Raw genomic sequence first — 22,915 nt, 5'->3', positions numbered from 1 at the left:
CGCTTACCCGGCCTGGGACTGCAAATCCTCGTAGGACTGATAAGACGACGTCGTCATCAGGCATTTTGCCGGATGGCGCTACGCTTATCCGGCCTACAACGACCAAATCCAATACCTGCATCATCATCGACTACCCTTAATGTTTCTAATGAAGCTGCAAGGAGAGAGCACGATGAGCATGAAGACCAGCGATTTCTTCGTCCAGCGCCTGAAAGAGTGGGGCGTGACACGTATTTATGGTTACCCCGGAGATGGCATCAACGGCGTGCTCGGGGCAATTCAGCGCGCGAATAAATCCGGCGACGGCATTGAGTTTATCCAGGTTCGCCATGAAGAGATGGCGGCGTTTATGGCGGTTGGCCATGCCAAATTTACCGGCGAACTGGGCGTCTGTCTCTCGACCGGCGGCCCGGGGGCGACCCATATGCTGACCGGCCTCTACGACGCCAAAATGGATCACGCTCCGGTGCTGGCGATTGCCGGCCAGGCAGAGACTACCGCGCGCGGGGCGAGCTACCAGCAGGAGATGAACCTCGATCGCGTCTTCTCTGACGTCGCCAACTTTGTCCAGGAGGCGGCAACGCCTACCCAGGTGCGCCATCTGGTGGATCGCGGTGTGCGCGTGGCGATGGCGCAGAACGGTGTCGGGGTGGTCATTATCCCGAAAGATGTGCAGGACGAACCCTGGCAGGCTCCGCAGCACGCCCACGGTTTTACCCACTCCGGCTCGGGCTATCAGCGCCCGCGCGTTATTCCTCATCAGGTCGATCTGCAACGCGCCGCGGATGTGCTGAATGCCGGTAAAAAAGTGGCCATCCTGATTGGTGCTGGCGCACGCAATGCGGCGGTGGAAGTGGTGCAGGCGGCGAATGTGCTGGGTGCTGGCGTGGCGAAAGCGCTGCTCGGTAAAGATGTCCTGCCTGATGATGCGCCGTTTGTTACCGGCTCGATTGGGCTGCTTGGCACCGAACCCTCGTGGAAACTGATGCAGGAGTGCGACACACTGCTGATGATTGGTAGCGGTTTCCCGTGGACCGAATTTTTGCCGGCGGAGGGCAGCGCCCGCGCCGTGCAGATTGATATCGACCCGGCGATGCTGGGGCTGCGCTATCCCTGCGAAGTCAATCTCCACGGTGACTCAGCAGAGGCGTTACGCGCCTTGCTGCCGCTGCTGGAGCAGAAAACCGATCGCAGCTGGCAGGAGTCGATTGCTAAAAATGTGCAGAGCTGGTGGGAGCTGATGGAGCAGCGCGCGATGGCACCGGCGAACCCGGTTAACCCGCAGCGCGTGGTGTGGGAGATGTCTCCGCTGTTGCCAGATGACGCGATAGTCACTTCCGATTCCGGTTCCTGCGCCAACTGGTTTGCCCGCGATTACCGCGTTAAGCAGGGACAACGCGCGTCGCTCTCCGGCGGGCTTGCCTGTATGGGTGCTGCCGTGCCATATGCGATTGCAGCGAAATTTGCCGCACCGGAGAAGGTGGTTGTCGCGCTGGTGGGTGATGGGGCAATGCAGATGAACAATATGGCAGAGCTGATTACCATTCAGAAGTACTGGCAGCAGTGGGCGAACCCGCGGCTGGTGATTTGCGTCTTCAATAACCAGGATCTTAACCAGGTAACCTGGGAGCAGCGGGTAATGGAGGGCAATCCGCGCTTTGAAGCAACCCAGCAACTGCCGGATGTGCGTTATGCCGAGTTTGCGCAATCGCTGGGGCTGGGCGGGATTTTTGTTGATAACCCGGACGCGCTCTCAACCGCCTGGCAGCAGGCGTTGCAGTCCGACCGCCCGGTGGTGCTGGAGGTGAAGACAGACCCGGAAGTGGCACCGTTGCCGCCGCATATTACCTTTAAGCAGGCGAAAGCCTTTATGGCCTCAATGGCGAAGGGAGATCGTGGTGCCGTGCAGGTGATTAGCGATACCGCCAGCCAGTTGTTCCATAAGAAGTGATGAAAAAGCCCGGTGAGAATGATCTCACCGGGCTTTTGTCAGACTGCCTGATGGCCGCTCCGCCTTATCAGGCCTACGCGGTGTTGCAGGCCGGGTAAGCGCAGTGCTATCCGGCAAGCAGCGCCTGATGATGGCTACGCCTTATCAGGCCTGGAGAGTGTGTAACTCAAATCTTCTGCAAAAAGGCCAGCAGATCGTTATTGAGCTGATCCTGGTGGGTAACGGCAAAGCCGTGCGGACCATTGTCATAAACCTTCAATTCGGCACCGGGGATCATCTCGGCTGAGAGCTTACCGGTCGCTTCGAACGGCACCACCTGGTCATTGCTGCCATGAATCACCAACGTCGGCACATCAACTTTTTTAATGTCTTCGCGGAAGTCGGTTTCCGAAAACGCGGTGACGCAATCAATCGTCCCTTTCAGCGACGCCAGCAGGGCGATATTCAGGGTCTGCGTCAGTACGCCGTCAGACACTTTCTGCCCGGCGTTAAGCCCATAAAACGGCGTGGCAAAGTCGCTAATAAACTGCGCGCGATCTTTACGCAGACCCTCTTTGATCTCATCAAATACGCTCTTATCAACGCCTTCTGGGTGGTCGTCCGTTTTGCCAAAAATAGGCGTAACGGCGCCCAGCAGCGCCAGACCAGCCACGCGCGAGGTGCCATAACGGCCAATGTAGCGCGCCACGTCGCCGCCGCCCATGGAGAAGCCGACCAGCGTGACATCATGCAGATCCAGCGCAGTGATCAGATCGTTGATGTCGGAGGCAAAGGTATCGTAGTCATAGCCGTTCCACGGCTGCTCGGAACGGCCAAAGCCGCGACGGTCAAAGGCGATAACCCGGTAACCGCGCTCGGCGAGGAAGTTGAGCTGGCTGTCCCACATATCACCATCCAGCGGCCAGCCGTGGCTGAACAGCACCGGTTTACCTGAACCCCAATCTTTGTAGTAGATCTGCGTTCCATCTTGCGTTTTGATAGTACTCATTGCCTTACCTCATCGTTGAGTGGTGACACATTCTTGCTGGTTATTCATAAACGTTCGTATCGCGGCTGATTCGCCTCGCGTTTCGAATCACTACCGTAAAACTGTAGCAGCCCATCGCGCGCGTGCAGAGCATGCGGAGGGAATCGGAGAATACGTAAGGAGATAAGGATGAAGATCAGGCTGGCACAACCCGATGAAGCACCGGCTATCTGGCGGGTACGCAATGCGGCGATCCGCCACGGCTGCAAAGGGGTCTATAGCGATGAGATTATTGCCGCCTGGACGCCGGAGACGATGCCGCAGGGGCAGGTAATGATGATTAACGAGAACCCTTTTTATATCGCGCTATCTGAAGAGGGGCAGCCGGTAGCGACCGGCTTTCTCGATATTGCCACTGGCAGCATCGAAGCAATTTTTACCCTGCCGGAGTGGGAAGGCCACGGACTGGCGACGCGCATTATGGATGCTCTGAAACAGGAGGCGCTCAGCCGTGGCTTTAGCCATCTGACGCTTGCGGCAACGCCCAATGCCTGCAACTTCTATCAAAAGCGCGGGTTCGCGGTGGTGCGGGAGAGTGTTTATCACTCGAAGCTGGCGGGTGCGGATCTGAAGTGCATTGATATGATCTGCTATTTGGCTGAAACCTCGTGTAAAACATAAGAGGGCGAAAAGGGGCGTTGCCGCCCCTGATCGTGCTTATCTGATGATTTTTATGCTCTTCGACAGGGGTTCAATTACCGTCGAGACCATAATAAAGCAGAGCGCGCAGAAGCCGGTCATTGCCATAAACACCGCGTCCCAGTTCCAGGTGTCGAGAATCACGCCAACCAGCAGCGGCATACACATCCCGCCGAGCTGCCCGCCCATGTTGATAACGCTGTAGGCCACCGGATAGATCTCTTTACTGGCGCGGCCCATGGCGTAAACGGAGTAGGCCGAGTAGCCCAGCGACAGCATTAACCCCAGCATAAAGAGCATCAGCGAGAGGACTATTTTGCTCTCTGGCGCATAGACCAGCGAATACATGGTGAAGATAGTGGCGCCAGCGCTTAGCAGCATCAGCGGTTTGCGGCGTTTATTTAACACCCGGTCCGACAGCACGCCGCCGAGAAAATTGCCTAATACCGTGCCGAGGAACGGTGCCGCCGCCAGCACGGCGGAGCTGGTTAAATCAAACCCACGTTCAGTGATCAGATATTTGGGCAGCCAGGACATCAACACGCTGACGATGCCGACCATCGAAAAGTAGCCCAGCGCCACGCCATAGATATCCCAGCAGCGAAACACCTGTTTCGAGGTGGTGAGTTCCTCCACCTGCTGTGTGCGAATCAGCTTATCCAGCCAGCCATATTTCAGCGTCTCCTGTTGCGCACTCTGGGTAACCGCCGTCGACTCTTCGCGAATATAGGCCACCTCCTGCGCATTCACGAAACGGCTCTCTTCCGGCTTGTTACGTACCATGAGATACCAGAACAGTGAGAGCAGGATGCCGGGAATGGCGAAGAAGACAAATATATATCGCCAGCCCCAGGTCATGATTATCCAGGCGCAGAGTGCGGGCACAATCAGTGGGCCAAACTTGGATCCCGCGAGAAACAACCCGGTTGCGGTGCCTTTCTCTTTCGCCGGGAACCACTGATTGATGGTGGCCGTGGAGCCAATCACCACCGGCGCTTCGCTGATTCCTACCAGGCAGCGCAGTAGCTTCAGCAACCAGACACTATTTACGACGCCCATAAAGCCGGTAAATATCGAGGTGAGCAGCATGCCGAGAGCGAAAATATTGCGCATGCCATAGCGTTTAATTAAATAGCCGGCGGGAATTTGAAAGAAGGCATAACCGGCAAAGAACAGGCTGATAAGCACGCCTGCCATGGTGTTGGAGAGGTTAAACTCCTCCTGAATAAAAGGGATAGCGAAGCCAATATTGGCGCGATCCGCATTGGCGACGGTGTAGATGACAAAAATAAAGCTCATCACCCACCATCTGTAGTGCGTCATTTTTGGTCTGACTGTTTTGTTATCCATAATAGGTAATTCCGTAGGGTTTATTATTTTTTATCGCCGCAAAAATCAAATTCGCTGTAAGGACGCGCGCGTGAAAGGGCGCTTAAAAGCTGCGGCTCAATGGTTTCCCGTATACCAGAGGCGACGGTTAACAGTGCTTCAAGAGAAATTCCGGTGTTGACGCCCATGCGGTTAAACATATTTACCGCATCTTCCGTGGCGCAATTCCCGGCCGCGCCCGGAGCGAAAGGACAACCGCCCAGCCCGCCCACCGCCGTTTCGAAACGCCTGATTCCGTTCTGATAACCGACCAACATATTGGCGAGCGCCATGCCGTGGGTGTTGTGCATATGCAGGGCGAAATCGACGTCCGGGAAGCGCAGCTGTACGCTTTGCAACACCCGCGCAGTCTGGCGCGGATTGGCAACGCCAATGGTGTCGCACAGGGTGACGCGGCGGATGCCCAGTTGCTGGGCGGAGTCGATGATCTCCAGCAGGGTGTTGCTATCTGTTGCGCCAATAAAGGGGCAACCGAACGCTGTCGCCAGCGACAGCGCGATCGTTAATTCCGGCCAGCGGTGGCGAATCGCACGCAGATCCTCCAGTGACTCCTGATGGCTGCGATTGATATTGGCCCGGTTATGCGCCGGGCTGACCGATATCACATAGTTGATGTGCTTAATCTGATGCTGGTGCGCTAACTGCGCGCCTTTACTGTTAGGCACTAATACCCAGGGTGTTATCTGCGGATGTTCAGCAAGTACGTGTTCAATAACCCTACCGGCGTCGGCCATTTGCGGGATCGCTTTTGGGCTGACCAGCGAGGTTATTTCGATCTGAGTTAAGCCTGCGTCAACGAGTTTATCGATAATCAACGTTTTTAAATCCGTGTCGATAAACGATTTAATATTTTGAAAGCCATCGCGCGGGCCTACTTCGGTAATCTGAATAGCTGTTGGCATCGTTATCTCCTTATAAAACGCCTGTCTGAATAAGCTCTGCGATCTTTTCATCGGAGTAGCCCAGCAGCTCTTTTAATACTTCGTGGTTGTGCTGGCCGAGAGTCGGGGCAGGGAAGCGAATCGAGGCTTTTTTATTGGTGAATTTGACCTGGTTTCCGGTCATGGTGATTTTTCCGGCGACCGGATGGTCAATATCGACGAACATCTCGCGCGCTTTGGCAATATGCGGATCTTGTGTGACGCGATCGATGGTATTAATCGGTGCGGCGGGAATACCGGCTTCCAGCAGGCGCTCGACGATGCGGTCAATAGGCAGCGTGCGCGTCCAGGTCTCAATGATAGGTTTCAGTTCTGCATGATGAGTGACGCGATCGATATTGGTGCGGAATTGTTCATCTTCCAGAGCCGGAATATTGAGCGTCTGTTTTAGCAGGCCATAGAGTTTGTCGTTGCCGCAGGCGATGATGACGTAGCCATCTTGCGCTTCGAAGGAGTCGTAGGGATAGATGGCTTCGTAACGGTTGCCGATACGTGTCGGAATACGCCCCGTATTCAGGTAGATGATATTGATGATCTCAAGGGAAGAGACCATCGAGTCAACCAGCGCAATATCGACTTTGTCTCCAACGCCGGTTTTCAGGCGGTTCGCATAGGCCGCCAGCACGCCGATGGCGCAGCTCATACCGCCGACGACATCCGCAATCGCCGTGCCGGTACGGGTTGGCGGCGTGTCTTGCCAGCCAGTGGTGCTCATCAGCCCGCTCATCGCCTGGCCGATAATGTCGTAACCTGCGCGCCTGGAGTAGGGGCCGGTATGGCCAAATCCAGAGACGGCGCCATAAATAATCGCCGGGTTAACTTTGCGCAAATCTTCGTAACCGAGACCCAGCTTTTCCATTACGCCGGGGCGATAATTCTCAAGAACAATATCGCTATTGCGCACCATATCGAGAAAAATAGCACGGCCTTCTTCTGATTTTAAATTAAGTGTGATGCCGCGCTTGTTTCTATTTAAGTTCATAAAGTAGGCGCTTTCGCCATTTATTTGCGGTGCATTAGCGCGTGAATCATCGCCTCTGCCCGGTAATTCAACTTTAATCACATCGGCACCAAAATCCGCCAGCATCATTCCGCAATAGGGACCTGCTAATACGCGTGTCAAATCGAGAACCCGCACGCCGGACAATACACCTGCCTGATGACTCATAATTGATTCCTTTAATGTTAAGAATGAATGTGTGGGTGTTTATTACACCCATCAAAGAGTAATCAAGATGTATGCCAGAAATGATGTACATTAATATTCTCTTTAACTCATTGATAGTTCTGTATTTTTAAGAGCGGTAATGATCTGAGTGGCGTAATGGGTCCATAGCAATTGTGTTAGCAATTTCAAATGTGTTATTCAGTTAATAAGATAACAACAAACCAGACTGAAAATATGAAACATAAATCATTGCCAAATTTAGCGTTAATTACGCCTTATCCTTATTTAGCGGATGTCGTAATTGCACAGTGCGCCGGGCTATTCAATAGTCATGTCTATCATGGCAGCCTGGAAAAAGCGGCGACCATTGCGCGCACGCTCGATAAAGAGTATTACGATGTAATTCTTAGCCGGGGCGGAACCGCAGAGTATATTGCCCGCGCGACGGATATTCCCGTCGTCACTATTCAGATGTCGGTTTCTGATTTACTGAAAGCATTAATTCCGCTCAAAGATTGTCAGCGTCCGATTGCTTTTTTCAATTACCAGCGCTATTTACCCGATGTTGTGCTGCTGGCATCCTCCCTGAATATCGTTATTGATGAGTTTGTCTTTATTTCTCATGAGGATATGACGTCACAACTGGAGCAGTGTTATGCCAGGCACTACACCATCGTGGCGGGGGGATGCCCGGTGACCGAAACGGCACGACACTATCAAATGCAGGGGATTTTGATTGAAAACGGCGTGGAGTCAGTTAATAGCGCCCTGCGAGAGGCGCTGGCCATCGTTGAGACGACCAGACGCAAAATGCTGGATATGACGCGGCTGGAGATTATTTTGTCCTCCATCACCGAGGGGATTATCGTCACCAATGAAAATAATGATATTCAGCTCTTCAATAAAGCGGCTGAAAGCATCATCGGGATAAGTGCCCCGCATGCTCTGGGAAAACAGATTGATGCCATTATTAAAAACACGCGCATTAATCAGGTACTGCTATCGAAGTCACCGGAGATCCGCGAACTGCAGGAGCTGGAGAACACCTCAATCATTACCAGCCGCGTACCGATGTTTATGGGGAAAAACTGTATCGGCGTGGTCTGCTCATTTACTGATACGCCGCAGATCCAGAAAGTTGAGCGCATTATTCGCGGCAAATTACAGAAGAAGGGCTTTAATGCCCGCTATACCTTCGATCATATCCTGACCGCCGACAGCGCAATGCAGGCGGTGAAAAAACTGGCGCAGGTCTATGCGCGAACCGATTCGCCGGTGATGATCTATGGCGAGTCCGGCACCGGTAAGGAGTTGTTTGCCCAAAGTATTCATAACCACAGTAACCGCAAAAGCGGCCCGTTTGTGGCCATCAACTGCGCCGCCATTCCGGAGAGTTTACTGGAGAGCGAACTGTTTGGTTATGAAGGCGGATCCTTCACCGGCGCAAAGCGGGAAGGGAAGGAGGGCCTGATTGAGCTGGCGCATCGGGGCACGCTTTTTCTCGACGAAATTGGCGAGCTGCCGCTGCCGATCCAGAGCCGTCTGCTGCGCGTTCTTCAGGAGTATGAGATCATGCATATCGGCGGGAAAGATATCATTCCCGTTGATGTAAGAATTATTGGCGCGACCAATCGCGCGCTCTCCAGCATGGCCGGGGAGGGAAGTTTTCGCCGCGATCTCTTTTACCGGCTCAATGTTTTGCCTTTGACCGTGCCGCCGTTGCGCGAACGTGCAGGTGATTTCCGTTACCTGGCGAGTAAGTTTTTGTGTGACGCGGCGGCAGAACATCTGCTCGGTCAGTTTGTCGATTTTTTCGCGACGTACGCCTGGCCGGGTAACGTGCGCGAGATGCGGTTTATCATTGAGCGGCTGGCGCTGCTCTCCGTCGGGTTTCCGCATTACTCATTGCCGGAGATGCTCTCGCTTACCGGCTCGGCTTTTTCCGCTGCGCCAGCGCCGCAACCCAGCGCGCCGCTGCAGGTTGATCTGACCAAAAGCTCACTGAAAGAGATAACCAAAGATGTGGAGCGCCAGGTGATACGGTTTTATCTTGACCGGTATCAGCAAAACCAGGAGCAAGCCGCGGCTACGCTTGGCATCAGCAAAATGAGTTTATGGCGAAAGCTGAAGGGGATTAATCATTAATCCTGCGGATGGTTGCGCGTGGTGGGTATGGAGCGATAATACACAAGCGCCGCATGGAGGCGGCGCTGGCGTGTGCGATTAACGCTTACGCTTGCTTATTGCCATAACGATAACCACCACCAACGCGGCACCGCAAATCATTCCTAAAGTGTGCATCTCTTCCTCTTATCTCTTTATAACACCTGTTTCAGCTAAGCGACGAAGTATAGCCAGTCACGCCTTAAGATAATACCTGGCCTCCTATAATTAGGGGGTATCCGCAATTATGTTTTTTTGCAGATAGTGACGCGGCGTAATTAAACCCCTCTGGTCAGGTTGCCACCAGAAATATTCCGCTTTAAGGTTAGTTTTTTCTGACAGAAGGGAAGGTCATGTTCGTTTTATTGCATAAACTGTCGCGGCAGATACCCGCGCTAATTCTTTTCTGGTGCATTAACTGGGTCATTACGCTCATTCTGCTCGCCATTGCCAATAAAACCCATCATCCGTCCCTTGTCGGCGTGGTGGTCTGGTTCAATATGCTATGGCTCTGTGCGTATATTATCGAATACAGAGGGAGCACGCTGTTTCATGCACAGGAGAGCAAACGTCTGAAGCGTTTTTTGCCGCGCCAGCAATACAGCAAAGTGAAAGTGCTTGTGTCGATGGCGCGAGCAACAACGCTATTGCTCTCGGCATGTTTTCTGCTGGCGATCGCCCATGCCAGCGCCACTATTGTCTGGTTTCTGGTCGCACTTTGCTGCGCCCTGGGCTTTGCTTGTCTGGTGCGTTTCTATTTGCTGTGCATATCGGTGTTGTCAAAGCAGGCCGCCTCGCTGCTTGGTAAAACCTGGCCATTGGTGCTCGCGTTGGTACTTTTTTTCGCCAAAATGTCTGCCAGCGCTATTTTGCTTGAGTCCTGGGATATTTCCGCCGCGCAAATGCCTTACACCACCTGGTGCCTGACGCTATTTATGGCGGCCTTTATCGCTTTTAATATTGCCTATTTTTTAATTACGGTGATTTCAGGGGTGATGGAAACCAGCGTGCGGCGACGTAAAAAGCGCGTCGCGCTGCCGATGAGCAGCCAGATATTTTTGGTGGTTGCGTTTGCCTGCGTCATGCCGGGATTAATGATGGCCAATGTCCGTACTCTTGGCGGTGCGCTGATGAATACATTTTATCAATTCGATACGCGCAGCACGTTTCGGTGCGGCGATCGCTATCAGACGATTGATGAACTGGGCGAAAAAGCGCGTTATTTAGCGGTGGGTATTAATCAGTACCGTGGCTTTTTCCTGAAGGACGGGGATTTACACGGCGTGGTCGTGAGATGCACCACTGGCGATAAATTTACCCGTTATCGGGTTTTAAGCCGCGAGGAGCTGGGAGAAGCCAAAGAGAAGGGCGATAAGACCGCGCAATAAGGCTAAAAGACGCTGCGGGATCGCCTCCCGCAGCGGCCTGGTTACTGCTGATTTTCAGCTTCGCGAAATCAGTGACGAATTTAATAACTGGTTTTTAAACCATGCCGCGTTTTATGAAACTGGAGCAGATGATGGACGACAACCAAACGCTGTGCGCGAAGCTTCGCGAACGTGAGCGGCAGTTACATTGCCTGGAAACCCGTAACCAACTCAGCGTGATCGACGAATTGTTGCATGAACAGTTTTTTGAGATTGGTCGCTCAGGTAGACGTTACGACAGAGCGCAGGTTGTTGACGCGCTGATCAACGACACGCCGGAAGATGAAATCCACGCGGAGGATTTCGCAGTCACGGTGCTGAGCGAAGGATGCGCATTATTGACGTATCGCAGTTTTACCCTTGATACACAAGGCGCTATGGCAAAACCAACGCTGCGCGCATCGATATGGATAAAAACAGGTGAAGAGTGGCAAATGCAGTTTCATCAGGGTACGCCAGAGGCGTGTTGACCAGCTCGGTTGAGCAAGCTGATTCTCACCGAGAAATGTCGGATTGGGCTTTTGGTTCCTTTGGTGCGTATAATGTATATTATGTTAAATGACATATTTGGTATCCATCCAGACTCTCAGTGGTCTCACGCTTATCGCCCCGGCCATGTTGTTCCCTGCTCCACTCATCCTTCCGGTCAGCAATGAGCAAACCTCATATCAGCCGACTGGTTACGCACTCCATAATCAAAGGTGCTTCTCTTTACTGAATCCGCCTCACCGCTGCCGTGGAAAACGCCACCATAAAAAAAGCCGGGAGGATCCCCGGCTCTTTTATGCGTATTGTCAGAGAATCCCCATCTTCCTGGTCTCATCGATCCAGGGCCTGAACTCTTCCAACAAGTTGTCATAGAGTTTTTCGTCACTCATGGTGCCGAAATCATCCATCGCAAAGAAATCGGTGTTATCTACCCGGCGATCGGTAAAGTCATCAAGGTTTTCGAGAATGCCGTAGTTCGACCCGCCAAGGCCGACGAACTTCCAGAAGATCGGATAGTTTGCGGAGCGACGAATCGCCTCTTTAATCTCACGCGTCTTGCTGATGCCGCCATCGGTAATGAAGACCACGTAAACCGGCAGTTTGGACTCTTTGAAGTATTCGACGATCTCTTCCATCACCGGCGGCTCATTATTCACACCGCCCAGCCCCGGCAGGATCTCAAACATCGTACGCTTGCCGTTCTTGCGTATTGTCTCGATGTAATCGTCAAGATTATCCAGCGTGACGTTCGGGTATTTTTTATGTTTCTTGCCGAAAGCCCACAGATCCATCTCGCCGTCATCATCAAACTGAACGGCAAGCACCGCGATGCGATCGAGTACAGCCTGAACGTTACCTTTGTGGAATTGCCCGCTCATTGAGCCGGAAGCATCCAGAACAAACGCAACGCTTGCCTGGAGCGTATCCAGTTTATTCTTCGTCAGGCTGACCGTGGCTTTCTTCGCCAGGCTAACCAGCCGCGGCGATTTATCTTCCAGCTTTTTCTCGAGGCTGATGCGCGTCGGTGCCGGCGTTGAAGGCTGCGCGGCAGGCTGGGCAACATCCACGCCATAGCTGACGGCTAATGGTTCAAGCCCGCCGTTAAAGCCCTGCCCCATTGCCCGTAATTTCCAGTCGCTATTGTGACGATAGACTTCCGCCAGAATGATCGCTTTTTCGCTGCGTCCTGCGGTTTCAACGTGAAAATCCGCAATGCCTTGAGCTTCAATGCTTAACTGGCTCAGTGCATCAATGCTTTCGCTGCCGTCAATGACGACCGTGATGCTAATCTTGCTGACGCTGGCGGGAACACGATCGAGCGCGATCGTTACGCTGGATTGCTGCTGCCCGAGCGCCAGTTTGACCGCGCCCTCCGCAGAGGTGAGATTATTGAAGAAGATAAAGTCGGCATCGCCGCTCACTTTTCCCCCGGCATTGAGCATAAACAGACAGGTATCGACTTCGCTCTTAAACCCTGCCCGTCCCGTGTAGTTGAGGTTCAGAGTGATGACGCTCTCCGCCAGCGGCGTGTTTTGTCCCGGTTGTAATCTCATACGTGTTGTCCTTATCAATAACCCTGCTCCCTGCCCTCAGACATGCGGGTGTGCCTGAAGCGCTGAAGCGGATTCATCTCTTTTGCGTCGTTAAGGAAGTGATAGCGCGGATACCACAATAGCCATAAAAATTGTAAAAGCGGCAACGCTTTAAATATAAGAAGCAAATAAAAACCCCGGCTTACTCTCCGGGGTTTTATATTTTTATATCTTTTAGATATTAACGCCGTGTTGGGAAGCAAGCGCAGCCAGACCGCCCGCGAAGCCCTGCCCAACGGCTTTGAATTTCCACTCGGCGCCGTGGCGATAGAGTTCGCCAAAGATCATCGCAGTTTCAGTAGAAGCATCTTCAGAGAGATCGAAGCGAGCAATTTCAGTGCCGTTGTCGTTGTTGTAAACGCGCATGAAGCTGTTGCTCACCATACCGAAGTTCTGTTTACGCGCTTCGGCTTCATAGATGGTTACTGCGAACACCAGTTTTTTGATGTCAGCAGAGACTTTGGTCAGATCGATTTTGACCTGCTCATCGTCGCCGTCGCCTTCGCCGGTACGGTTGTCACCCTGGTGCTCGATTGCGCCGTCAGGGCTGGTTTTGTTGTTGAAGAAGATGAAATGGGCGTCTGACAGCACTTTACCGTCATCACCAACTGCGAATACGGAGGCGTCCAGGTCGAAACCCTGACCGTCAGTTACACGTGCATCCCAACCCAGACCGACCATGGCGATATTCATGGTAGGTGCTTCTTTAGTCAGAGATACGTTACCGCCTTTAACGAGAGAAACTGCCATTTTTAGCTCCTGCTAACAGTTGTGTTTGGGCTGAATAATCAGCCCATGTATGAGATCAAGATGCGTTGATGCCGTACTGAGCACAAACGGATGCCAGGCCACCAGCATAACCTTGGCCGACCGCGCGGAATTTCCACTCGCCATTGTGACGATAGAGTTCACCAAACAGCATCGCGGTTTCGGTTGAGGCATCTTCAGTCAGATCGTAGCGCGCCACTTCAGTCTGGTTATCATCATTAACCAGGCGAATGAACGCGCCGGAAACCTGTCCGAAGCTCTGGCGACGCGCCTGCGCGTCATGAATTGTCACTACGAAGATGATTTTGTCGACGTCAGACGGCACCGCATCCAGTTTGATTTTCAGCGATTCATCATCACCGTCGCCCTCACCGGTGCGGTTATCACCGGTATGGGTTACGGAGCCGTCAGAAGAGGTTAAGTTGTTATAAAAAATGAAATCGGCGTCACCGCGCACTTTGCCGTTAGCGGCCAGCAGAAAAGCTGACGCATCCAGGTCAAAGTCCTGACCATCAGTCGAGCGCGCATCCCAGCCAAGGCCCACCAGGACATTTTTCATTGACGGCGCGGCTTTACTCAGGGATACGTTCCCACCTTTGGAAAGAGAAACACTCATAAAATAACCTCTCAAATTGTTATGGATTTAGCGTAATACGTGAGGGGATTAACTCCCCTTTTCCTCTGAATCGGGTTTCGCCGGGAACATCACGCTGGCGATAATGCCCAGCGCCAACACACCCAGTACAACATACAGGCTGGTCGTCGCCGAAATGCTATAGCCATGGTGCCAGATGTGGTCGGTGGCATTGAGGCCAAGCTTCGCTGCGATAAAGAACAGCAGAACGATAACCGCCTTCTCCAGATGAACCAGGTACTGCTTCAGCGCTTCGAGCACGAAGTAGAGCGTACGCAGGCCGAGGATAGCAAACATCATGGCGCTATAAACAATCAGCGGTTCACGGCTAACAGCAATAATGGCCGGGACAGAGTCGAATGCAAACATAACATCCGAAAGTTCAACGACGGCCACACACAGGAACAGCGGTGTTGCATACAGGGCAGCTTTCTTACCGCGGCCGATGGTCACATCACTGTTTTCTGGTTTTGCCAGTTCCGCATCCACTTCCTTCTGATTAAGCAGGAAGGCATGACCCTTCAGCTTTGGCCAGATCGGGAAGAAGCGTTTCACCATGCGGTACGCCAGATGCTGGGAGTAGTCCTCGATTTCATCATCGTCGTCGCCGCTTTTCAGCATCATCACCGCAGTCCAGGCCACAATAATGGCGAAAACCACTTCAACGTATGGACCAAGGCTCAGCAGACTGGTACCAATCGCAACGAAAATACCCCTGAACACGATGGCACCAATTACGCCCCAGTAAAGCACGCGGTGACGGTAACGATCCGGCACGGCGAACCAGGAGAAGATGGCCATCATCACGAACAGGTTATCGACGGAGAGCACTTTCTCCAGCGCGTAACCGGTCACAAACAGGCTGGCGACTTCCGCGCCGTGATGAATATAGAGGAAACCGGCAAATGCCATCGCAACCGCAACCCAGAAGAGCGACCAGAGCGCGGCACTCTTCAGGGATATTGGCTTGTCGTCACGGTGCATAAACAAGTCAATAAAGATGGCACCGACTGAGAGCGCGATAAAAACAATAACTGTTTCAGTCGGAAAACCGATGTGTGTTGAAACCATAATTTACCCTTAGGGATGCAGATCAGAGGCCAAATTCAGCCGGGTCGAAGCCCAGCGCGAGAGCAATTTCGCGCACGGCAGTTTTCTCATCCTGGTCAAAGTTGCCGTCACTCTTCGCAACAGCAATACCAACACGCAGAGCCAGCTGCGCTGCTTCCGGTTGGTCTTTTAACGCCAGGATGTATTTCATGGTTTCGCCTTTACCGATTTCGATATCGAAATCAAAGCTCGAGACCAGTTTGTTAAAGAACTCGATCACCTCATTGGTATCGAAAACTTTCAGTTCTTCGGAAGAGCGCAGAAAGCCCATCATCTTCTGCTTCTCTTCAGAGCTTACGCCGTCGCTGGAGACGGCGATCCGCGCGCATACTGCCACGGTGCCCTGCATAAATTTTTTGTTTTTGAAACGGCCAACCTGTCGGGTCAGTTCATCACGACTGGAGTTGATGGCGCCTTTTACTTTGTCAAAAAAACTCATAGTGGTGTCCTTTATTGCTGTGTTATTTAGAGCCGGCACTCCAGCGAAACCCCCAGCCAAATGCCCGGTCCATTTCATCCTGGCCTTTGAAGTACTGGTTAATTCGCTCGACTTTGATTGCACCGTTTTCGTTTACCAGCCTGGCGATAGCGCACAGCGTTTGGCGGTTTTCACCTTCGGTAAGACGTGTCTCGATGGGCGGTTGATCCGGCATATGGATCGTGACAACACCATCCGTCTTATCCCAGCTCGGCACGCCCTGGTAGATAAAAGCGTAGATCAGGACTTCACGGATCTGCTTCCATTCACGGCCATTAATGTGTAACCACTCGCCATCCGACACTTCACCGGTACGATCGTCGCCCTGTAACTGAACGTACGGCTCGCCCTGATAGTTGCCGAAGGCGTTACCGAGCGCCTGGATAACCGACTTATAGCCATCCTGCAGCTCAACAAACGCGCCAAGATCGAGATCGATGCCCTTCGCGCCGAAAATGCCGGCCAGACCCGATTTTCCGTTGCCACGGTGCCAGTTGAGGTTAATGCGGATCTCGCCAAAGTTATCCCGTTTGGTCAGACTGATCGCCGGTTTCTCTTTGGTGAGCGACACTTTGCTCAGGCTGATTTTGCTCTCTTTCGGCGGAGCCGGAGGCGCCACAGGCGGTGCGGGTGGCGGCGAAACTGGCACTGGCGCAGGATCGTCGGCGATGTTGACACCGAAATGCTCCGCCAGCGGTTTCAGGCCGCCGTTAAAACCCTGCGCGACAAAGCGGAATTTCCACTCGTCGTTACGGCGATAGAATTCGCCCAGGATCAGCGCGGCTTCCTGACGACCGTTGACATCGACAACGCCGCTCACCACGCTGGTTGCGCCCTGCTCTACATCAATAGTCAGCGTGCGCAGCCCGGCAACCGTCTGCCCTCCGTCACAGGTGACGGTAAAAGCGACCTTCTGAACATCAGGCTTCAGGCGATTAAGCGCCACAGTAAAGGTGGAGTACTGGCCTTCGCTGGCGAGGCTGATTGAGCCATCGTCGTTGCGCGGCTGGCCGTAGAAGACCATATCCGCATCGCCCTGTACTTTACCGCTGGCATAGAGGCGAAACGCTGAGGCATCAACCGCGCCGCCAGAGGTGACGCGAACCCGAAGCTCTTGTGCTGGAACGGGGGCATTGCCCCCCGGCGTCAGGTTCATTAGCGTACGACCGTTGCGACGATATCAGTATGCATATCGTCAATGGTACGACCGCGGCAGGCGTGACCGTGGGCCGTAAAGTCCCAGTTGCCGCCGTTACGGCGCAGCGAGGAGATAACAATACCGGTATGGGAGCCCTGCTCGGTCAGTTTGTAGCGGGCAAGCTCTTTGCCAGACTGATCGACCACGCGGCAGAAAGCATTTTCAACGTCATTAAAGGTCTGGCCACGGAAGCTGTTTACCGTGAAGGCGAGGTATTCAACGTTGCCAGGTAACCGGGTGAGATTAACGGTGATGACCTCATCGTCACCATCGCCTTCCCCGGTGAGGTTGTCTCCGCTGTGGACGACGGAGCCGCAGCTGGAAGTCAGTTTGCGAAACCAGATGGTGTCGATGGTATTGCCGGAGCTGTCCATCAATACGCAGCCCGCATCGAGATCGATAGAGTCGCTGCCGCTAAACAGCCCGCCGAACAGGCCCTTTTTCTTAATCGGATCCCAACCGAGACCAAACTGAAGCTGACTGAGTGCCGAAGATTGTTTGCTGAGTGATACCGTCTGGTTCTTCGTTAATGAAACCATGCTTTATTCCTTAAATTGGTAATGGTCATGACAATCAAAGGTAGGCTAATCGCGAACGAAAAAAATCATATCATGATGAAGTTCTCTGACAAGGTAAATATTGGTAGGTTTTGGCGAAAAGGCAACGTGACTGCGCTGGAATACTCTTGTAAAAACAAGTCAACCAATTGAATTTATTATTTATTTTTGCGTGATAAATTTTTAGTGAAATGCAATCTGATGCCAGTTTTACTCATCATATTATGATTGACATGCTCTGATGACATTCTTAGACTCACCCATCACCTCTTGCTGCATGCTTTTTCGGGTAATAAAAAAATATGAATAACAAAATTTGGCTCATGGAAGGTTTGTCATCCCAAAAAGATATTATTCAGGGAATTAAAACCTTCGCCGCAGCGCAACATCTTCAGTTGACCGTGTATGCCTCACACCGCCATGAGCGCAATGAGATCTTATCCGTTGCAGACCACGCGCTGATCGAGCCACAAGAGGCCTCTGAGCGCCTGTCGTTTATCACCGATATTGTGGCGACACATGGCATTCACCATATTCACGCTGGCCGCAATACCCTGTGGTTTGAAGAGCACCGCGCCGCCATTGAGGCCACTGGCGTTACCCTCACTACCGGTTCCACCAGCGCAGAGTGGCTCGCATTAGCTGAAGATAAAGTCGCTTTTGCCGGACTGATGCAGCAGCACGCGCTGCCGGTCGTCCCCTCATGGCGGGTTGATTCCGTGAGCGATCTGCAAACTTATCTCGCGTCGCCGCCCTTCTCTGACAGCCCAGTCTGCGTAAAACCGGTAACCGGCATTTATGGCATGGGTTTTTGGCGTTTTGATGACACCGCAGCGGCAATGGATCTCTTTAACCATCCCGAAAACCGCACGGTTAACCCGCAGCACTATCTTGCCGCGCTCGCCAGCGCCGAATCATTTAAGCCGCTGGTATTGATGCCCTACCTGCCAGGCCCAGAGTACTCCGTCGATATTTTTGCCGACAACGGCGAAATCCTCGCGGCCGTTGGTCGCAGAAAAGAGGGAGCGATTCAGTATCTGGTTAATGAAGGGGCCGCTTTCGAGCTGGCCTGCAATTGCGCCCGCGTGATGAAAGCAGATGGGCTGGTTAACGTGCAGACACGCAACGATCATCAGGGAACACCACTGTTGCTGGAGATTAACATGCGCCCTTCCGGCGGGATCGGTTATACCCAACATAGTGGCGTCAACTTACCGGGCCTGTTTGCGGCGTTTAAGCTTGGCCTGCTGACAAAAGATGAGGTCATTGGGCGTGCAGCATCCGCCTTTTCCTCCGTCGCCGTGAGAGCGGTGACAGACGTGCTGCTCTATCCGCAGACCCTCTCTAACCGACTGAACTAAGGCTGGATTATGTCTTTAGTGCCTGAAGATGCACTCTATCGCCGTACGCTCTCCTGCGGCGTCATCCAGGTGACGCGCAACCAGGGAGAGATCGCGCTGCAAAACCTGTTCGAAATCGCCGAGCGACGCAACCCTAAACGGGCGTTTCTCTTTGTCAGTAAAGTGCTCGGCCGCCATATTCCCGTTTCGCCTGCCATCATGCGCCAGGCTTACAGGCAGCTTGCCAGTCAGTTCCCGGCCGATCTGCCGGGCCCGGTGCTCTTTATCGGCATGGCGGAAACCGCCGTTGGTCTGGGCGCTGGCGTATTTGACGAACTGCGCCATACCTATAGAGAGTCGGTTTATCTCACTTCGACCCGCCACCCTGTCGAGGGCGAACTGCTCTGCGAGTTTAAAGAAGAGCACAGCCATGCCACCGACCATCTGATCTACTGGCCGGATGATGAAAAGAAGCGCCGCCGGGTGAGCGAGGCGCGCACGCTGGTGATGATTGATGACGAAGCGACAACCGGCAACACCTTCATCAACCTGCTGGCGGCGCTCCGTGAAACCGGCCACCTGCCGCAGCTGGAGCAGGTAGTCGCCATTACGCTGACCGACTGGAGCAATAATGCGTTACCGGCGCGCTGCCCACTGCCGGTAACGGCGGTCTCCCTTGTCAGCGGCGAATGGAGCTGGACTCCGTTTCCCGATGCGCCTGTACCAGTCATGCCCGCCGTGAATGTCACCTCCCGCGGCACGTGGGAGATCACCGGAAAACAGAGCTGGGGCCGTCTCGGGATGATCGCGCCAGCCGCCGATCTGGGCCGTGAGATCCGCGTTGCGCCGGGTGAGCGCGTGCTGGTTCTCGGCAGCGGTGAGTTTGTCTGGGAGCCGTTCCTGCTGGCCGAGCGTCTTGAAAACGCCGGCGCGCAGGCCTTTTACAGCTCCACGACCCGCTCCCCGATTGCGCTCGGCTTTGCCATCGAGTCGGTTATCTCCTTTACCGACAATTATGGTCTCGGCATTGCCAATTTTGTCTATAACGTCGGCCACCAGCGGTTTGACCGCGTGCTGCTCTGCACCGAGACGGCGGCTGAGAGTATCGATACCCAGTTGCTGACGGCGCTGGCGGATGTTGCCCCTGTCGTTGAGGTTGTTACCTATGAATAAGCCCGTCGTATTGAGCGATCTTGATGACACCCTGTTCCAGACCCGCCGTAAAATGGTTGACGAGCTGGCGCTGGAGCCTTTTCGCACCGGTGCCGTGGACCGTTCGCTGTCGCCACGCAGTTTTATGACCGAAGAGCAGGCGATGTTAGTGGACTGGCTACTGGAGCAGGCCGAGCTTATTCCGGTTACCGCCAGGGGAACGGAAGAGATTAGCCGCGTGCAGATCCCCTTCCGCTCCTGGGCCATTACCACCCACGGTGCGGTGATCCTGACGCCAGAGGGCAAGCCCGATGAGGCGTGGAAAGCCCATATGCTCGATAAATTGTCTGCCTATGGGGAAAGACTCGTCACCATGCAGCGCCTTATCACCGAAATGATGGAGGCAAAGGGCATCAACGCCTGGGCGAGACTCAATTATGAGTATGATGGCACGCCGATCTATATGGTGATGAAACACCGGGACAGCACGCGCCTTGACGAGCTGAATGCCATCGCCGATGAGATCGAGCAGCAGTTCCCGACCGACGGTTTCTACATTCACCGCAACAGTAACAATGTCGCCTGGCTTCCGCAGCCCGTCGAGAAGGGGCTGGCCGTGAGCTGGTTGCTGGAGAAGCTGCGCGCCGAGCGCGGCATTTTCCCGGTGCTGGGTCTCGGCGACAGCCTGAGCGATCACCGTTTTATGCAGCTCTGCAGCTGGTTTGGGATGCCGCGTCAGAGCCAGTTTGCCGACGCCATTGCGCAGCGCATTTTTAATGAGGGTTAACATGCAGCCACAAGCGAGCTTTTCCGGTTCCTACTTACCCGGCGACGTGGAGTTCCTGCTTCAGCCTGTTGAGATGGAGATGACCCCGGTCGATCAAAAAGAGGCGTTGATCCAGTCAGGCAAAAAGCACTACTCCGACATGCTCAGCCAGGAGCCAGCCCCGACACCGTGGCACCTCGATCTGTTTAAGCGGGCGCTCGACAGCGGTGCTGAACGGCTCGCCAGAGAGGTCACGCAGCTTGCCCGCGAACTGGCGGCACGTTTTGGCGACGAACCGGTTATTCTGGTCAGCCTTGTTCGCGCGGGCGTCCCGCTCGGCGTAATGCTGCACCAGGCGCTGCGCGATATGGGCAAAACTTCTTTTCACTACGGCATCAGTATCATCCGTGACCGTGGCATCGACGGCGAAGCGCTGAAGATTATCGAGGGTCAGCACGGCACGCGCGGCATTGTGTTTGTCGATGGCTGGACAGGTAAAGGGGCAATCACCGGGGAGCTGATTCGTACCCTCAAAGGACGCGAGGGTTATCCGCCGCAGCCGCGTCTGGTGGTGCTGGCCGATCCCTGCGGCTGCTCATGGCTGGCGGCGAGCGACGACGACTGGCTGATCCCCTTTGGTATTATGGGCGCGCCGGTATCGGGTCTTATCTCCCGCTCGGTGTGGACTGAAGAGGGGCTACACGGCTGTGTGGTCTGCGATCATCTGCGTGAATATGAGTGCAGCCGCATTCTGGTCGATACCGTTGCGCAGTTTCGTAAAACGCTGCAACCCGCGAGCCTCCCTGCCCTGCACTGGGATCTGGATGCCGCGCAGGCGTTATGGCAAAAGAGCCGCGAGGTGATCGCCGATCTCGCTGAGCAGTTTAACGTCGACAGCGTCAACCGTATCAAACCCGGGATTGCGGAGGCGACCCGCGCGGTGCTGCGCCGCGTACCCGATCACGTTTTTGTGCGTGCAACAGACGATCCGGACGTTGCCCTGCTCGTCGGGCTGGCGCGCGAAAAAGGCATTGCCGTTACTGAGATGGGCGCGCAGCTCGGGCAGTATCGGGCCGTCACGATAATCAAGAAGGTACTCTGATGACTACACGCCTCTCCCCCTGGCATCTGGGCGCGACGCTCTACATGCCCGCCACACGTAACGATATTGCCGGGGCGATCCTCGACGGAAAAATCCCCGGCCTGCGCTCGCTGGTGATCTGTCTGGAAGACGCGGTCAGCGAAGCGGATATGCCGGATGCCCTTGCCAACCTTGCGCAGCTGTTACACACCCTCAACGCTGCCAAACAGGCTGGCGGCAATGGTGACTGGCCGCTGGTGTTCATTCGCCCGCGCCACCCTGAGATGGGGAAATGGCTGACGGAGCACCTCGATCTCTCTGCCGTTGACGGGTTTGTACTGCCGAAATTCACCCTCAGCGCACTGCCGCAGTGGTGGGAGATCATGGGCAATACGCACCTCTGCATGATGCCTACTCTCGAAACCGAAGAGGTGTTTGACGTTGTTCAGATGCGTGAGCTGGCTATCGCCCTGCTCGCCCACCCCTGTCACAGCCGGATTATTGCGCTGCGCATCGGTGGCAACGATCTGATGAACGTGGTCTCCCTGCGTCGTCCGCGCGATCTGACGCTCTACGACAGCCCGATGGGGTACGTGATCAAAATGCTGGTGTCGGTATTTGCACCGCGTGATTTCGCGCTGACCGCGCCCGTTTGCGAACACATTGACGATCATGATGTGATGGCGCGGGAGCTGGCGCTCGATATGGCGCATGGCCTGGTCGGTAAAACGGCGATCCACCCGCGGCAGATTGCGGTCATTGAGCGAGCGCTGATGGTCACTCAGGGAGAGCACTCCGACGCCCTGCGCATTCTCAACTCGACCCAGGCGGTATTTAAATCCCAGGGGTCGATGTGCGAACCGGCGACGCACCGTCGCTGGGCCGTCGGTATCCTCGAACGCGCGCAGGTGTATGGTCTGGTGAATGAGCAAAGCGCAGATGGCATCAGGCTGCTTCCCGCGACTCAGCATCAATAAGGCGCGCGTGATTTAGCTCATATTGAGGATCGGCCTGCTAGCATTGATGGCCATTTTGTTCAGGGAAG

Annotated in this window: 21 protein-coding genes; 10 read left to right on the top strand and 11 right to left on the bottom strand. The window is 54.2% G+C overall.

All coding sequences use genetic code 11. From position 1 onward, the window contains the following. Window positions 1–172: 172 nt before the first annotated feature. Window positions 173–1,951: a thiamine pyrophosphate-requiring protein gene (locus tag SOM48_RS13330; protein ID WP_320512135.1), complete on the top strand. Its 1,779-nt coding sequence runs from the start codon at window positions 173–175 to the stop codon at window positions 1,949–1,951. A gap of 166 nt (window positions 1,952–2,117) precedes the next feature. Here SOM48_RS13330 and SOM48_RS13325 read toward each other — a convergent pair whose 3' ends face one another. Then, on the bottom strand, window positions 2,118–2,939 hold the full coding sequence (locus tag SOM48_RS13325; RefSeq protein ID WP_076769836.1) for an alpha/beta fold hydrolase: 822 nt from the start codon (window positions 2,937–2,939) through the stop codon (window positions 2,118–2,120). Between the two features lie 168 nt (window positions 2,940–3,107). Here SOM48_RS13325 and SOM48_RS13320 point away from each other — a divergent pair, with 168 nt between their 5' ends. Further along, window positions 3,108–3,599, top strand: a complete 492-nt coding sequence (locus tag SOM48_RS13320; protein WP_288882523.1) for a GNAT family N-acetyltransferase — start codon at window positions 3,108–3,110, stop codon at window positions 3,597–3,599. Window positions 3,600–3,635: 36 nt separating this feature from the next. On the opposite strand, the gene SOM48_RS13315 is transcribed toward SOM48_RS13320, so the two are convergent. Genes SOM48_RS13315 through SOM48_RS13305 form a run of 3 tightly spaced genes read right to left on the bottom strand, consistent with a single transcriptional unit; the run spans window position 3,636 to window position 7,115 of the window. Further along, a complete protein-coding gene (locus SOM48_RS13315) occupies window positions 3,636–4,967 on the bottom strand; it encodes an MFS transporter (RefSeq protein WP_288882525.1) in 1,332 nt (443 codons plus the stop codon). 23 nt (window positions 4,968–4,990) lie between these two features. After that, window positions 4,991–5,908, bottom strand: a complete 918-nt coding sequence (locus tag SOM48_RS13310) for a hydroxymethylglutaryl-CoA lyase (protein ID WP_288882527.1) — start codon at window positions 5,906–5,908, stop codon at window positions 4,991–4,993. A 10-nt stretch (window positions 5,909–5,918) separates the two neighbouring features. Further along, window positions 5,919–7,115 (bottom strand): CaiB/BaiF CoA transferase family protein, encoded by a 1,197-nt coding sequence (locus SOM48_RS13305; protein ID WP_288882529.1) that lies wholly within the window; start codon window positions 7,113–7,115, stop codon window positions 5,919–5,921. A 234-nt stretch (window positions 7,116–7,349) separates the two neighbouring features. On the opposite strand from SOM48_RS13305, the gene SOM48_RS13300 reads away from it, so the two are divergent. The 3 genes from SOM48_RS13300 to SOM48_RS13290 all read left to right on the top strand — a co-directional run bounded on the left by SOM48_RS13300 (window position 7,350) and on the right by SOM48_RS13290 (window position 11,175). Continuing rightward, the gene (locus SOM48_RS13300) at window positions 7,350–9,260 is read left to right on the top strand and encodes a sigma 54-interacting transcriptional regulator (protein ID WP_320512133.1); all 1,911 of its coding nucleotides are present in this window, start codon (window positions 7,350–7,352) and stop codon (window positions 9,258–9,260) included. 371 nt (window positions 9,261–9,631) lie between these two features. Beyond that, window positions 9,632–10,666, top strand: coding sequence for a hypothetical protein (locus tag SOM48_RS13295; RefSeq protein ID WP_320512131.1), 1,035 nt, complete (start codon window positions 9,632–9,634; stop codon window positions 10,664–10,666). 113 nt (window positions 10,667–10,779) lie between these two features. Next, window positions 10,780–11,175 (top strand): nuclear transport factor 2 family protein, encoded by a 396-nt coding sequence (locus SOM48_RS13290; protein ID WP_320512129.1) that lies wholly within the window; start codon window positions 10,780–10,782, stop codon window positions 11,173–11,175. A gap of 324 nt (window positions 11,176–11,499) precedes the next feature. Here the strand turns inward: SOM48_RS13290 and SOM48_RS13285 are convergent, their stop codons facing one another. From SOM48_RS13285 to SOM48_RS13255, 7 genes are all read right to left on the bottom strand, one after another. Then, window positions 11,500–12,747 (bottom strand): vWA domain-containing protein, encoded by a 1,248-nt coding sequence (locus SOM48_RS13285; protein ID WP_128482954.1) that lies wholly within the window; start codon window positions 12,745–12,747, stop codon window positions 11,500–11,502. Between the two features lie 213 nt (window positions 12,748–12,960). Beyond that, window positions 12,961–13,536 (bottom strand): TerD family protein, encoded by a 576-nt coding sequence (locus tag SOM48_RS13280; RefSeq protein WP_023478842.1) that lies wholly within the window; start codon window positions 13,534–13,536, stop codon window positions 12,961–12,963. 55 nt (window positions 13,537–13,591) lie between these two features. Further along, the gene (terD, locus tag SOM48_RS13275; RefSeq protein WP_000116676.1) at window positions 13,592–14,170 is read right to left on the bottom strand and encodes a tellurium resistance membrane protein TerD; all 579 of its coding nucleotides are present in this window, start codon (window positions 14,168–14,170) and stop codon (window positions 13,592–13,594) included. Window positions 14,171–14,218: 48 nt separating this feature from the next. Further along, the gene (terC, locus tag SOM48_RS13270; protein WP_023478822.1) at window positions 14,219–15,259 is read right to left on the bottom strand and encodes a tellurium resistance membrane protein TerC; all 1,041 of its coding nucleotides are present in this window, start codon (window positions 15,257–15,259) and stop codon (window positions 14,219–14,221) included. A 22-nt stretch (window positions 15,260–15,281) separates the two neighbouring features. After that, on the bottom strand, window positions 15,282–15,737 hold the full coding sequence (locus SOM48_RS13265; RefSeq protein ID WP_042715814.1) for a tellurite resistance TerB family protein: 456 nt from the start codon (window positions 15,735–15,737) through the stop codon (window positions 15,282–15,284). 22 nt (window positions 15,738–15,759) lie between these two features. Then, on the bottom strand, window positions 15,760–16,932 hold the full coding sequence (locus SOM48_RS13260; RefSeq protein WP_289743973.1) for a TerD family protein: 1,173 nt from the start codon (window positions 16,930–16,932) through the stop codon (window positions 15,760–15,762). After that, window positions 16,932–17,513, bottom strand: coding sequence for a TerD family protein (locus SOM48_RS13255; protein WP_054804155.1), 582 nt, complete (start codon window positions 17,511–17,513; stop codon window positions 16,932–16,934). The genes SOM48_RS13260 and SOM48_RS13255 overlap by 1 nt, the downstream gene beginning before the upstream one ends. Window positions 17,514–17,833: 320 nt before the next feature. On the opposite strand from SOM48_RS13255, the gene SOM48_RS13250 reads away from it, so the two are divergent. The 5 genes from SOM48_RS13250 to SOM48_RS13230 are packed head-to-tail and all read left to right on the top strand — an operon-like array spanning window position 17,834 to window position 22,847. Next, window positions 17,834–18,892 (top strand): ATP-grasp domain-containing protein, encoded by a 1,059-nt coding sequence (locus tag SOM48_RS13250; RefSeq protein ID WP_289743976.1) that lies wholly within the window; start codon window positions 17,834–17,836, stop codon window positions 18,890–18,892. A gap of 9 nt (window positions 18,893–18,901) precedes the next feature. Further along, complete coding sequence (locus SOM48_RS13245) at window positions 18,902–20,044, top strand: phosphoribosyltransferase domain-containing protein (RefSeq protein ID WP_320512118.1); 1,143 nt, start codon at window positions 18,902–18,904, stop codon at window positions 20,042–20,044. Continuing rightward, entirely contained in the window at window positions 20,037–20,810 is a 774-nt protein-coding gene (locus tag SOM48_RS13240) for an HAD family hydrolase (protein ID WP_054804158.1), read from the top strand. Before SOM48_RS13245 ends, SOM48_RS13240 begins: the two co-directional genes overlap by 8 nt. Window position 20,811: 1 nt before the next feature. After that, a complete protein-coding gene (locus SOM48_RS13235; RefSeq protein ID WP_320512116.1) occupies window positions 20,812–21,891 on the top strand; it encodes a cysteine protease StiP family protein in 1,080 nt (359 codons plus the stop codon). Next, window positions 21,891–22,847 (top strand): HpcH/HpaI aldolase/citrate lyase family protein, encoded by a 957-nt coding sequence (locus SOM48_RS13230; RefSeq protein WP_139568621.1) that lies wholly within the window; start codon window positions 21,891–21,893, stop codon window positions 22,845–22,847. Before SOM48_RS13235 ends, SOM48_RS13230 begins: the two co-directional genes overlap by 1 nt. Window positions 22,848–22,915: the final 68 nt, after the last annotated feature.

It is taken from the genome of Kosakonia sp. CFBP8986, from assembly GCF_034044935.1.
In the GTDB taxonomy this organism is placed as follows: domain Bacteria; phylum Pseudomonadota; class Gammaproteobacteria; order Enterobacterales; family Enterobacteriaceae; genus Kosakonia; species Kosakonia cowanii.
Note: the sequence above shows the minus strand (reverse complement) of the source record. Positions and strands in the feature narration are given on the sequence as shown.

Bases quoted from the DNA above. Each gene is read 5' to 3' on its own strand.
- SOM48_RS13320 (WP_288882523.1), top strand. From the start codon at position 3,108: ATGAAGATCAGGCTGGCACAACCCGATGAAGCACCGGCTATCTGGCGG.
- SOM48_RS13305 (WP_288882529.1), bottom strand. From the start codon at position 7,115: ATGAGTCATCAGGCAGGTGTATTGTCCGGCGTGCGGGTTCTCGATTTG.
- SOM48_RS13300 (WP_320512133.1), top strand. From the start codon at position 7,350: ATGAAACATAAATCATTGCCAAATTTAGCGTTAATTACGCCTTATCCT.
- SOM48_RS13255 (WP_054804155.1), bottom strand. From the start codon at position 17,513: ATGGTTTCATTAACGAAGAACCAGACGGTATCACTCAGCAAACAATCT.
- SOM48_RS13245 (WP_320512118.1), top strand. From the start codon at position 18,902: ATGTCTTTAGTGCCTGAAGATGCACTCTATCGCCGTACGCTCTCCTGC.
- SOM48_RS13290 (WP_320512129.1), top strand. From the start codon at position 10,780: ATGAAACTGGAGCAGATGATGGACGACAACCAAACGCTGTGCGCGAAG.
- SOM48_RS13310 (WP_288882527.1), bottom strand. From the start codon at position 5,908: ATGCCAACAGCTATTCAGATTACCGAAGTAGGCCCGCGCGATGGCTTT.
- terD (WP_000116676.1), bottom strand. From the start codon at position 14,170: ATGAGTGTTTCTCTTTCCAAAGGTGGGAACGTATCCCTGAGTAAAGCC.
- SOM48_RS13280 (WP_023478842.1), bottom strand. From the start codon at position 13,536: ATGGCAGTTTCTCTCGTTAAAGGCGGTAACGTATCTCTGACTAAAGAA.
- SOM48_RS13265 (WP_042715814.1), bottom strand. From the start codon at position 15,737: ATGAGTTTTTTTGACAAAGTAAAAGGCGCCATCAACTCCAGTCGTGAT.
- SOM48_RS13250 (WP_289743976.1), top strand. From the start codon at position 17,834: ATGAATAACAAAATTTGGCTCATGGAAGGTTTGTCATCCCAAAAAGAT.
- SOM48_RS13295 (WP_320512131.1), top strand. From the start codon at position 9,632: ATGTTCGTTTTATTGCATAAACTGTCGCGGCAGATACCCGCGCTAATT.
- SOM48_RS13285 (WP_128482954.1), bottom strand. From the start codon at position 12,747: ATGAGATTACAACCGGGACAAAACACGCCGCTGGCGGAGAGCGTCATC.
- SOM48_RS13325 (WP_076769836.1), bottom strand. From the start codon at position 2,939: ATGAGTACTATCAAAACGCAAGATGGAACGCAGATCTACTACAAAGAT.
- SOM48_RS13240 (WP_054804158.1), top strand. From the start codon at position 20,037: ATGAATAAGCCCGTCGTATTGAGCGATCTTGATGACACCCTGTTCCAG.
- SOM48_RS13330 (WP_320512135.1), top strand. From the start codon at position 173: ATGAGCATGAAGACCAGCGATTTCTTCGTCCAGCGCCTGAAAGAGTGG.
- terC (WP_023478822.1), bottom strand. From the start codon at position 15,259: ATGGTTTCAACACACATCGGTTTTCCGACTGAAACAGTTATTGTTTTT.
- SOM48_RS13235 (WP_320512116.1), top strand. From the start codon at position 20,812: ATGCAGCCACAAGCGAGCTTTTCCGGTTCCTACTTACCCGGCGACGTG.
- SOM48_RS13315 (WP_288882525.1), bottom strand. From the start codon at position 4,967: ATGGATAACAAAACAGTCAGACCAAAAATGACGCACTACAGATGGTGG.
- SOM48_RS13230 (WP_139568621.1), top strand. From the start codon at position 21,891: ATGACTACACGCCTCTCCCCCTGGCATCTGGGCGCGACGCTCTACATG.
- SOM48_RS13260 (WP_289743973.1), bottom strand. From the start codon at position 16,932: ATGAACCTGACGCCGGGGGGCAATGCCCCCGTTCCAGCACAAGAGCTT.